Raw genomic sequence first — 11,370 nt, 5'->3', positions numbered from 1 at the left:
TACAAAGAAAGGACAGATCATGGAGGAACTACTGACCATTAGCGAGGTTGCCAGAGTCTTGCGCGTTGATGCGACTACCGTGCGCCGTTGGGTAAAACATGGTGTCCTTGATGCCGTGTTGCTTCCCCACAAGGGTCGTCGCCATTGCTATCGCATTAAGCGAACTACGCTCAATAAGGTCATGAACTCGACCAACGTCTAGCGCAAGCTCAGCCTCCCCGCCGCCGTTGTACACCTCTGGCTCTGTTCTCTCGCTCTCTCCATCCAAGGCTTGAGGTGGAGCCGGTGCCAATGCGGCGTCTGTGAACTCTTGATAAGAGCTTCTCGCTCACCGCGTGGTGAGCGTACCATCAGGGTGAGGCCAGTGATCTGCACCTGGTTACGCAGGCTGCGAATCACTGGTTATCACCCTGGCTAATTTTTATAGTGAAATCATATTGCGTTTCACTAAAGCACAATCCCACTGTAAAACCCCTCGCTAGCAGCTCTCAGCGCCAGGGCCGTCTGTGAGTGGAGGTTTGTCCCTACGGGTGGTATCATGGTGCTAGTCAGGTGACCGGGAGCGAGAGATGTAGTCCCCCAGTCACGCTTGACCTGTGCCTGCCGTCGCTGGATAGTCAGCGAGCGACCTGCTCGCTCGGCCTTCACTTTGGTGTCATCTCTGCTGGCATCAGGAGTCACGAGAGCAATGGAGCTGTGGATCTGCGTGACCTGGAGTACCCAATTCGCTCCCAGCCAGGAGCCACCCCTTGCCTGTCCGATCTGCCGTGATCAGCGGCAGTATGTGGGCTACGAGGGCCGGCGCTGGACACCGCTCGCCAAGCTCCGGGCCAGCGGCCTGCGTCCCGTCTTTAAGGGACACGAGTCCCATTTGATTGGCATCGGCAGCGACGCGACTTGTGCGATCGGTCAACGTGCTCTGCTCGTACAAACTACCGAAGGTAATCTTCTCTGGGACTGCCTCTCCTGTCTCGATGGGGAGACTGTCGAACGAGTCGCAGCCCTTGGCGCTCTCCGGGCTATTGCGAGCTCGCATCCACACTACTATAGCGGCATGGTGGAGTGGGCCGAGCGCTTCTCGGTCCCTGTCTACCTTCACGCGGCTGATCGACGGCGGGTAATGTCTCCCTCTAAGCGTCTGGCCTTCTGGCCAGGGGAGACGCGAGAGCTATGCGGTGGGATGACACTGCTGTGTCTGGGAGGCCACTTCCCAGGTGGGGCCGTCCTCTATTGGCCTGACGGAGCCGAAGGGCGCGGGGCTGTGCTAAGCAGCGATATTATTCAGGTGGTAGCCGACCGCCGCTGGGTGAGCTTCATGGACAGCTATCCCAACTTGATCCCGCTTCCCGCCTCCGAAGTCGCGCGCATCCGCTCGGCCATCGCCCCTATCGCTTCGATCGCCTCTATGGAGCCTGGAGCCTGGTTTGAGCGTGTGATCTTCTCCGCTGCTTATGCCGCCGTTATGCGCTCCGCCGAAGGCTATATCCAGGCCCCGGCGAGCCAATTGCCAGCGTGAGAGGCGTGCTGGCATCCTATGCGTCAGGCGCGAGCGCGGCCTATGCTGCTGTGACGATGACGGCATTGTCGTTGACAATTGTTGTTTCTGTCGACGGAAGCCAGTGAGACGAAAGGAGCCTGTGCTATGCAGTATGAGCTGGTTGAGGTACGCTATGAGGGTGACTATGCAACCATCACGCTGAATCATCCTCAGCGACGCAATGCGCTCTCGCTCAAGATGATGGAGGAGCTGACGGCGGCCTTTAGCGAGGTGGGAGAAAGTCCTGTACTAGGGGTGACCCTGGCAGCCAATGGTCCGGCTTTCAGTGCTGGCCATGACTTTGCCGACATGGTGGGCCAGGATCTGGTAGCGATGCGCCGCCTCTTGCAGATCTGTACGACCCTGATGAATACGATTCAGGCTATTCCTCAGCCGGTGCTGGCGCGTGTGCATGCCATCGCCACTGCCGCGGGCTGCCAGCTCGTGGCAACCTGCGATCTGGCTGTGGCCTCGACGGAGGCGAAGTTCGCCACTCCGGGAGGCAAAGGAGGCTGGTTCTGTACGACGCCTATGGTGGCGCTCAGTCGCAACATTGGACGCAAACGCGCGCTAGAGATGCTGCTAACCGGTGAACCGATCGATGCCCAGACGGCCTATGAGTGGGGCCTCGTCAATCGCGTGGTTCCGCCCGAGCGCCTGGTAGAGGAAGCGCAGCGTTTGTTAGAAGCGGCAACGCGCGGCAGCTTTATCTCTAAGGGCCTGGGTAAGCAGGCCTTCTATGCGCAGATTGATCTGCCACAATCCCAAGCCTACAGCTATGCGCTGGAAGTGATGGCGGCCAGCTCACAGCTTCCCGACGCGCAGGAGGGCATGCGTGCCTTTCTGGAGAAGCGGCCTCCGCGCTTTCTGCGTCCTGGCGAGCGTCCAGAGCACTCCCCAGCCTGAGAGAAAGACTGCTCCATCTACTCCCTTATTAACGTGGCCTGCATGAGGCTCTGCTCATACCGCAGCAGTGCAGAGAGAAAAGAGGTCGCGCGGCTTCAGCGCCCCGCTTCTACAACAGCGATTCTCTGATGCGAAGCTGAAGCCGCGCTCTGGGATCTTGCCAGCCGGCTATGTGGAAAGGCTCTCTTGTCCGGCCTGGCACTCGCCATATGGCCTAGCGGACTGACGCACTGGCAGGAGAAGATCAGCTCATGCGCATACGTTGCCAGCTAGCCTCACTACTCGCATAGAGGCTACCAATGAGCGCAACGATGAGCACGATGCTCATCAGACCGATAACGCTGTATTGCCAGTGAGCGTTGTCAAGCTGCTGAGGAATCCAGGAAACCAGTAAGGAAGCAATGACCGAGACCAGTGATGTAAGCGGACCGATCCCAATGGCTAGCCAGAGCAGCCAGCGTGGAATGATTAGGCGAGAGGACACCTCATCTCGCTGTTTCTGCAGCAGCACCGCCAGGTCGATATAGATGAAGATCATGATCGTCTGCCATACTGTTCCTACTGCAGCAACACTAACGTTGTAGAAGATGACTGACAGATTCCTGGCGTCAGCGAAGAAGAGAATATAGGGGATAGCAATAAAGATGAGCAGGGCTAAGAGCACGGCAATCGTCGTCTGAAGCGCGATAGCACTCCCCGGCACGCGCTCACGGTTGAGGTAGCCAAAGCGACCCGGTAGGCGCTGATCGATACTGCCTACAAAGAGGATACGAGCAAACGAGTAATTGTACGCTGTGGCGGCCATTAAGTAGCTGAAAAGCAAGGCCACTACAGTGATATTGCCAGCCAGCTTCCCCAGAACGCTATCTACTACGGTGACCAGGGCGAAGGGGTTGGCAGTTGTTGCTGGTCCCTGGACTAGCAGTAGAGAGAGCGTCGTCGCCAGATAGCTGAAGGGGATGACCAGGGTGCTCCAGCGTAGATAGCCCGGGATAGCCTCTTGGGTGTAAACTTCCCCTCCCATGTTCAGTGGTATGGCGACCCCGCTGTAGGCGCCGCAGATCAAACCAAAGAGGCTCAGATGCTGCAACGTCGGAATCCAGTCGGTGGGCGTGCGAAAGCTGGTAGCCGGCTGGTGCCCTTGCAGCAGCCAAAAAGCTCCAGCGCCGCTGATGAGCACAATACTGAGCAGGCTGGCACAGAAGCCCACGTTCACCAGGTTTTGGGCAATGCGCAGGCGACGACTGGCAAGGATGCCTGACAGAATGATCAGCCCGATGATCGCTAAGCCCTGCTGCCAGGGCTCGATAAGCCAGCTACGGTTAAGTCCCTGGAAATAGCTGATCATGGTAGCTGCAGAGGTTACAATGAGAAGCGGACCAGGCAGCCACCAGCAGAAGCCAATGAGGAAACTCCAATAGCGACCCAGAGCGTGGTGCGTCCAGCTATAGAGGCTGCCATCGCGAGGGAAAAGCACGCCAAGCTGAGCAGAGACGATCACGGATGGCAGAAAGTACAACACGCCCCCAAGCAGCCAGAGAAGCAGGGTCGCTGCACCACCGCTCACGGCCGTGATGGCATTTGTCAGGTAAAGCATGCCCAAAACGCAGACAGCGGTTAGATCGAAGGTTCCCAAGGTGGCCGGCATGGCCTTGGGCACATAGCTTTCTGAGGGAAGCTCTTGTTCTGCTTCTCCCGCTGACTCGGGCGTGACGGTTGATGGCCTCATGGGTTCTCCTTTGTGCCTTGGACACCTGATAACAAGATAAGAGAAGATCAGACCGCGCGCGGGATCTGGTAAAGCTCGCGTGGCTGACTCGGTAGCAGCTTGCTCCGACTGGTGCTGGCTTCCCTGGCGCTGCCAGGCTTGCTCATACCAGACAGTGCCTAGCGCCATTTTCCAGACGCATCATGCCTGGCGCGCTCACAAAGAAATGAGCGATTGAGCAAGCTCAGCAAGAGGGAATGTGACCAGGATGTTGCCAGGATATATCTCCCTCTTGGCATCTCTTTCCTGGCTTAAACCTTGATAGAACGACCCGAGATGTACAGGAAGTGAGATTCCTTCCAAAGCATAACACAGGTGGCTTGCTGGCTACCAGGGGAGAATAGAGGATAGCCTTATTGGGGGAAACTCTAGCGTAAGGGTAGCTGTTTGAAGATTGTGGCCAAACTAGGTGTTATCTGCTAAGCGTTGCTTCAGGCGTGCAATAGCGCGCTCAGTGACCTCCAGACCTGCGCGCAGTACCGCCTCTTTGTACTCGCGAACGAGCATTTGATACTCTAACAGACGAGGGCGACGTGTAGGACGGTTGGCATATTGCTGGCGTGCCCATTCCATATGTTGCAATTGTCGCAGCAGACTCTCACGATGCTGGAGGAGATGCTGAAGAGCGATAGTATCCGAGGTCTCGCCGCAGAAAAAGAGCTTCGTCAGAAACTCATCCTTGGTAAAGCGTTCAGGAATTGGCTCACTGAGCCAGCGATCTAGCTCAGCCTGGCCACGCGCTGTCAGGCGGTAGAGCTTGCGATTAGGACGACTCTTCTGTTCAATAACCTCGACCTCGACCAGTCCTTCGTGTCTCAAGCTTTTAAGCGTGGTATAGATCTGGCTGCTGCCCGCGTTCCAATAGCTGGCGATGGCCCGGTCAAAGGCCTGTTTAATGTCATAGCCCGTCATGGGGCGCGTGCCGAGCAGGCCCAAGATGATGTAGCGGAGCGTGTTGCGTGAGGTGAGGGAGCTGGGGGGGATCTCCTCTTCCCCTTCCTCCTCGTACGATGGGTGGGATAATCCTTCAACCATAGGGCCTCTTCTCTCACTGACCTGGTGGTATTGGGCGAGAGCGCTCAGACAGCGTGCACTGTGCTCTGGCCATTAGCAACGGCCAGTAACCTCTGCCGCGATTAGAGGGCCGCTGCATTTCTCTATTATAGCATTGGGGGCCGAGTCGGGCAGGGGAGAGAGGGCCATAGTCGGCTCCTGTTCTTCTCGTCGCTGGCTCGCTGATCCAGCTCAGCCGGATTGTGGCCAAAACTTTTAACCTCTCTTTCCTCAAGTCGTATATCTTTACGAAGCAAGACTTCTGAGTGGGGTAGGGAAGGCGCCGGTGTGAGGGCAGGCCAATCGCCTGTGGAGGCCTCGTCCTGAGCAGTTGTTAGGCCACGCTAAGCATGGGCAAAAGAGCAGAACAGGAGAACGTATGAGTACGCGTTTCTACAATACCCAAGATATCGATCTGGAGCGTCTGGCTCATGATCTGGAGAGTATCCTGCGGGCGCAGGGCTACCAGACGCAACAATTTGGCAGTGGTGATCAGAAAGTGGTACAGTTGAGAAAGGGAGGCGATTTTGAGCGGCTCCTTGGCTTGCAGGCGGCGCTGGCCGTGGTGATTCAGCGCACGGCTGGGGGGATCTCAGTCACCACGGGCCAGCAGCAGTGGGCAGAAAAGGCGGTTGTAGGGGTAGCTGGCATGGCCATCCCGCCGCTGTGGCCACTGCTTTTTACAGCGGGGATCGGCGCTGTGCGCCAGGCGACACTGAGTAATGAGGTCCTCTGGCTAGTTGATGGCCTGATCCGGCAACAGCAGCCGGGAGTACAGAGCTGGCCGCCTGCGCCTGGCTTTGGTTTCCCCGGCTGGCAGCCGCCGCAGCCGCCTCCGCCACCGCCGGGGCCGCAGTCGCCTCCCCCATCCGCTGAGCCGTCACCTGCTCAGTAGGCTCGGCGGAGCAGGTCTCACTTCCTGGTTCTTTGGCTAAGAGTTGCACCTGCTAGGATAACGAGGCCGCGCCGTTACTGCTGCCGGTGGGGTACGGCGCGGCCCTCCCTTGCTCTCTTCGGCTGTAGGGGCCTGTGCTCGCGCAAAGTCGCCCGTTCTTTGCCTGCAGTCAGCAATGGGTGGGCAAGAACAGCAGTTGGGGCTGAGCTGGCAGGACGGACGGAAAGCGCTCTGCTATCGCATAAGAGGAGAGATCAATGGATGCCCGATTCTATACCTCGCAAGAAATTGATATCCCGCGTCTGGCTAGCGATCTGGAAAATGTCTATCGTGCTAAAGGCTATCAAACGCAGCAATTTAGCAATTCAGACCAGGCACTGGTACAGCTGAAGAAAGGAGGCGACTTCGAGGCCGTTCTTGGCATGCAAGCCGCTCTCTCGCTAACGTTGCAGCGTGTCGCGGGGGGGACACTGGCGATGATTGGTCAGCAGCGCTGGCTGGATAAAGCAGCAGTGGGAACAATAGGCGCCGTAGGGGCGATGGTCATTCCAGTGCTGCTACCGCTGGCGATTACTGCCGGTGTGGGAGCGGTGCGTCAAGCCAGCCTGGCTAATGAAGTGCTGAATATTGTTGATGGCCTGGTGCGCCAGCAACGCCCTGATGCCCAGATCGGTCCCGTTCCACCTGCGCTGCTCCCTCAGATCCAACAGCAATGGGGGACACCAGCGTTCTCTAGCGGCCCCTATGGGACAGTACCGACGCCAACGCCAGGTTCGCCATCGTATGTGCCGCCCTATGTGCCACCTGCCCAGAGTCAGATGCCCGCCGGCCCGGCCCCGGCCCCGGTGGCCCCCAGGACCAGCCTGCGCTGTCCCCAGTGCAATACGCCCTACGAGCCGGGCGATACCTTCTGCTCGGGCTGTGGAAGAGCGCTCAAGCTGCTCTGCCCAAACTGCAGGACAGAGCTAAAGCCAAATGCGGCCTTCTGCCCAAAGTGTGGCGCTTCTACGTTCCAGACACACCGTTCAGCGACACCAGCTCAGCCGGCTCCCTCTCCTGCACCACGGGTCCAGCCACCGCAGGCTCCTGCGCCTGAGCCGCCCCGCCCTGCGGTTGAGCCGTATGCCACTCAGGTGCCAGCCAGACCGCCGGTGATTCCAAAGCCGACCGTGACCTTTATCCCGGCTCCGGGCTCTCAAGAGCAGCAGGCAGGGTCGGCTACCAGCGCCAATGCTGAGGCCACAGTGGTAGCGCCAACTCTGCCTACCGGACGAGCGCCTGTCTCTCCATCTGTTCCGCCGTCGGCTCCGCCATCGCCACCACCGCCGGGGCCACCGCAGCCGATCAAGGCTCGTCCAGTCAGTGGGCCGCGTCCTGATCCTAATGCCCCGTGGGGGCGGCTGATCTTCAGCGATGGGCGTGAAATTATCCTGGCTGGCGAGCGCCTGGTTATTGGACGCTATGATCACGATCTAGGCGGCCTAAAGCCCGATATCGATCTCGGCCCGATGGAACACGCGGACACAGTCTCGCGCGTCCATGCCTTGCTCGAACATATCGGTAGCAGCTTTACCTTGACGGATTTGAACAGTACAAATGCAACGCGCATCAATGGCCGGCGGCTTGAGCCGGATAAGGCCACCCCTCTCAACGATGGTGACTCCCTTCACTTTGGTAAGGTTAGCTGCACGTTTCGAAAGCTCTAAGGAGGCTCAAGGCTGCTTCTCCCCGGCTGGATCTGCCAGCTAGCAGATGCGCCGGGGAGAGCCACTGGCTTCTAGCTCCAGCCTCTCCATCTGAGTGTTCCGCTTCTCTCTCGTTGTGCTCCCTTCTACTGAGAAATAGAGCCTTTTTCTCTTATGGATCAGCTCTCCCGATTTAAAACTGGCTCTCTGCTCCTCAACGTTTTCAGCTAAAAGGCCTGCTCACACCCCCTCTTCTCAGCAGTCCTTATCTTTCGCCTGAGTACGGGAGCTATCTTTTAGAGACTTGTATCTAAGGAAAACCCCTTGCAAAGAGTGAGACTCTGTCTATAATAGATATGCATTTACAAATATGGTATTCAGGAAAAGAAGGTGATGATGCAGCCGAATGCCTGGAAGGGTAACGACTGGGGAGAACGCACGATCCCAGCTTTTGAACGCTACAGCTATCGTGCCAAGGTGACGCTAGCCTCTGCTATTTATCAGGCGCTGGGGAGGGGGCGAGCATGGCTCGATGGCAGCGACCTGTTAATGAGCCTGCTGCATCAGTCTGGGGAAGTAATCGAAACCATCCTCCAGCGGCTAGAGGTGAAGCGCGCGGACCTGGTGAAGGCGCTCGAAAGGCAACGCGGAATGGAGCCGGACCTGTTGAGCATCGAGCTAGTCAGGGATGGCCTCACGCCTTTGGCGCGCCAGATCCTGAGGGCTGCAGTAGCGGAGGCCGATCTCCTCCAGCAAAGGCGCATCGAACCAGAGCATCTCTTCCTGGGGGCCTTAGCCAGCCGCCTGGAGCCATTGATGAGCGTCTTACGTGAACCTGAGCTAGCTCTCAGTCTGGCTCGCGTTCAGGTCTGGACCTGGCTGTGCCCTCCTGCCGGGGCAGGCCAGGGAGCTGGGCAGCCAGGCGAGCCAGAGCTAGTGCTGGTCGATCTAGAGCGTCAGGTCCAACTCAGGCTAGAAGGGCAACGTCTAGGGGGGCGTCTAGCCTGGCCAAGCCTACTCGCAGTAATGTTGACGGTGCTGATCATCTGCCTGCTGAATCTCAAAAGCTTGGCCGAGCCTTTCTCGTTTGATCCAGGTGAATGGATCAGCAGACTGCAGCATAGCGCGCCGTTCGACGGGCAACCCCTTCCAGGCTGGCAGCCGCTGTGCTCGCTGGCGCTGCTGGTAGGAGCCTGGTTCCCTCTGGCTTTGCTGGCCTGTCTGCAACTCATTGCTCCTTTCTACCAGGCCCTAATCGTTCGAGGTCTACTCGGCTCACGGCGAGAGTTCTTCTGGCGCGCCTGTAGGCGCACCATTCTTTACTGGACAGTCGTCTATCTGCTGGGGGGGATGCTGGCCTCGCTGCTCAAAGCACTGCTGCCCCTCTGGTGGTGGCTGGTCCTGTGGCTGCTGTTTACCCTCTCGAATGTAGGACGGGCCGCATGGGGACAGGGACCATTCCCCTGGAGCGCCTGGCCACACCAGGAATTGCTTCCAGCCGAGGCCGCTCAAATCTGTACCAGACTGCTCGCGCGTAGGGGTCTGCAAGCGCGCCTCTACCTTCTGGCTTCCTCTTCATGGCTGCCGGGGGCCATCCTCTTTGCCAGAGGTTGGAGTGGGCGCCTCACCATCTCCCTCTCGGAGACGCTACTTGAGGCTTTTCCTCCCGAGGAGGTCGAAGCTCTGGTCGCACTAGAACTGGCGCCCTACAGCAACAGAGGTCTGGCTCTACGTCGCCCTTTGCTCTTTTCCTTGGCCTGGCTTCCTTTGCTGATGACCATCGGCCTGATAGATGGCTTCTTGGCACCTGGTCCGCTTGGAGCCGATCTTCCTGTCTTGCTTGCTTTTCCACATGCTTTAATACTATTGATTATCATCTTAATCTCGATGATTCTCTATAAAATGGCAAAAATGATGAGTAACTACATCGATGATAAGCGTGCTCTGCGCCTCACGGGCGATGTGCTCGCTCTCAAAAATGCTCTTATCCGGGCAGCCAATATCAATGGAGAGCCGGCGTTCAACCAGGCTTTCAGTCCTTTACTGGAGCGTCTCAGAAGAATCGATCTCTTCTTTGTCCAGCAGTAGCAGCATCGAGGTAAAAGCGCCTTGTCATTGCTTGGAGGTAAAGCAAGTAGATGGAGAGTCAGAGCACTATGAGTATGGAGCAGTATATTCCCAGCTACGAGCGCTATACGTATCGAGCAAAGGAGGCCGTGGTAGAAGCCTGTCGGCTCGCCTTGCAAGCCGGACGCTACTGGTTAGAAGGGCCTGACCTGCTAACCGGGGTACTGACCAGGGCACAAGAGGAAGAGCGGACCTATCTGGCCCAATTGGGAATAGAAGTCGAAGCGCTGAAGCAGCGCCTGAGCCAGCTCGTCTTCCATAATGTGACCACTCAAGAAGCTACCAGCATCGAAGGCGGCCTCAGTCCTGCCGCAAGGAGAGTGTTCTCTGCCGCCGCTCTGGAAGCTGGCGCGCTCGGCCATGAGCGTATCGAACCGCTGCATCTGCTCCTGGGGCTGATTGTCTGCCAGCTTCCCCCGCTCGCGGATTACGTCGCAGGCCCTGAAGCCATCGAGAAGGCGCGTCAGATAGCGCAGCAACGAGTGACAGTCCCCAATGAGCCAGAGGCTGAGCCGGAAGTGGTGCTCATTGACATGGCTCGTCAACAAGTGATTACCACTAAGCGAGCCTCCTTCGTTCGCAAAATGATGCTCTGGCTCTTGTGCTTCCTCCCCCTTGAAATCTTTGTCTGCTGTCTGTTCATCATAGGGCCGTTTATGGGAGTGGCGTCGGCTGTCTTCCTGAGTGATCTCCATTCATGGCTAGACCGGCGTCTATTGATACTACTGTTCCTTCTAACAACCTTTTTATTGATATGGATAATGTTTAGCATTGTTTACCGGCTTCCATATACTATTCTGATGTTCCGGCAGGCAAAAACACTGGGTCTCACAACTACTACAGCCGGGCGTTGGCTCCGCTTTCAGCTTGGTCGCTGGCTGAGGCTGACGCTGGCGCTGAGCTTCTTTATCGGATTGGCCTTATGGCTACAAAGTCTGACCCAGGCCTGGTGGTGGTTACCGATCTGGCTGCTGCTTGTAGTCTGGCGCTGCTACGTGATCGGGTGGCGAAGCCGACCTAGGGAACTCTTACCCGGCGTGCGCCGCCCTCTTCCGGAGGGAGCAGTCCGGCAACGCTGCGCGAGCCTGCTGCAGCGCCTGAATCTCACTCTGGAAGGTATCTACGTCTATGATACCAATGGACAGATAAATTTTGCCAATGCCTATGCCACTGGTCTTGGATCAAGACGTCGGATCTGGCTGACGGATACCCTTCTCAAGCATTTTCGAGTCGATGAGATCGAAGTGATCTGCGCCCACGAAGTCGCTCATCATTGCTACCACGACCTGAGAAAAAGGCTTGTTTGGGCTATTTTCTCCGACCTGATTATTTTACTATGTTTGCATCTAATATCTTCAAGATTATTTGCAATTTATGATATACAATACATTTATACTAC

At 57.4% G+C, this 11,370-nt stretch carries 9 protein-coding genes; 7 read left to right on the top strand and 2 right to left on the bottom strand.

Translation table 11 applies throughout. The annotated features are described in order from the left end of the window. The 3 genes from IRZ24_RS10825 to IRZ24_RS10815 all read left to right on the top strand — a co-directional run. On the top strand, positions 1–202 hold a 202-nt coding region (locus IRZ24_RS10825), incomplete at its 5' end, for a helix-turn-helix domain-containing protein (protein ID WP_297150325.1). 486 nt (positions 203–688) lie between these two features. Then, on the top strand, positions 689–1,516 hold the full coding sequence (locus tag IRZ24_RS10820; protein WP_297163797.1) for a hypothetical protein: 828 nt from the start codon (positions 689–691) through the stop codon (positions 1,514–1,516). 126 nt (positions 1,517–1,642) lie between these two features. Continuing rightward, positions 1,643–2,443: an enoyl-CoA hydratase-related protein gene (locus IRZ24_RS10815; protein WP_297163795.1), complete on the top strand. Its 801-nt coding sequence runs from the start codon at positions 1,643–1,645 to the stop codon at positions 2,441–2,443. Positions 2,444–2,687: 244 nt separating this feature from the next. On the opposite strand, the gene IRZ24_RS10810 is transcribed toward IRZ24_RS10815, so the two are convergent. After that, positions 2,688–4,172, bottom strand: a complete 1,485-nt coding sequence (locus tag IRZ24_RS10810) for an APC family permease (protein WP_297163794.1) — start codon at positions 4,170–4,172, stop codon at positions 2,688–2,690. 444 nt (positions 4,173–4,616) lie between these two features. Next, a complete protein-coding gene (locus tag IRZ24_RS10805) occupies positions 4,617–5,246 on the bottom strand; it encodes a PadR family transcriptional regulator (protein WP_297163792.1) in 630 nt (209 codons plus the stop codon). A gap of 397 nt (positions 5,247–5,643) precedes the next feature. Here IRZ24_RS10805 and IRZ24_RS10800 point away from each other — a divergent pair, with 397 nt between their 5' ends. The 4 genes from IRZ24_RS10800 to IRZ24_RS10785 form a co-directional block, all read left to right on the top strand. Further along, a complete protein-coding gene (locus IRZ24_RS10800) occupies positions 5,644–6,159 on the top strand; it encodes a hypothetical protein (protein ID WP_297163790.1) in 516 nt (171 codons plus the stop codon). 257 nt (positions 6,160–6,416) lie between these two features. After that, positions 6,417–7,865 (top strand): FHA domain-containing protein, encoded by a 1,449-nt coding sequence (locus IRZ24_RS10795; RefSeq protein WP_297163788.1) that lies wholly within the window; start codon positions 6,417–6,419, stop codon positions 7,863–7,865. A 372-nt stretch (positions 7,866–8,237) separates the two neighbouring features. Then, a complete protein-coding gene (locus tag IRZ24_RS10790; protein WP_297163786.1) occupies positions 8,238–9,932 on the top strand; it encodes a hypothetical protein in 1,695 nt (564 codons plus the stop codon). A gap of 68 nt (positions 9,933–10,000) precedes the next feature. Then, positions 10,001–11,370 (top strand): M48 family metalloprotease (locus IRZ24_RS10785; protein ID WP_297163784.1); only part of this gene is annotated, 1,370 nt, incomplete at its 3' end.

Source organism: Thermogemmatispora sp. (assembly GCF_019683755.1).
Taxonomy (GTDB): Bacteria; Chloroflexota; Ktedonobacteria; order Ktedonobacterales; family Ktedonobacteraceae; genus Thermogemmatispora.
The sequence above is the reverse complement of the archived record's forward strand: the minus strand, read 5'-3'. Positions and strand labels throughout refer to the sequence as shown.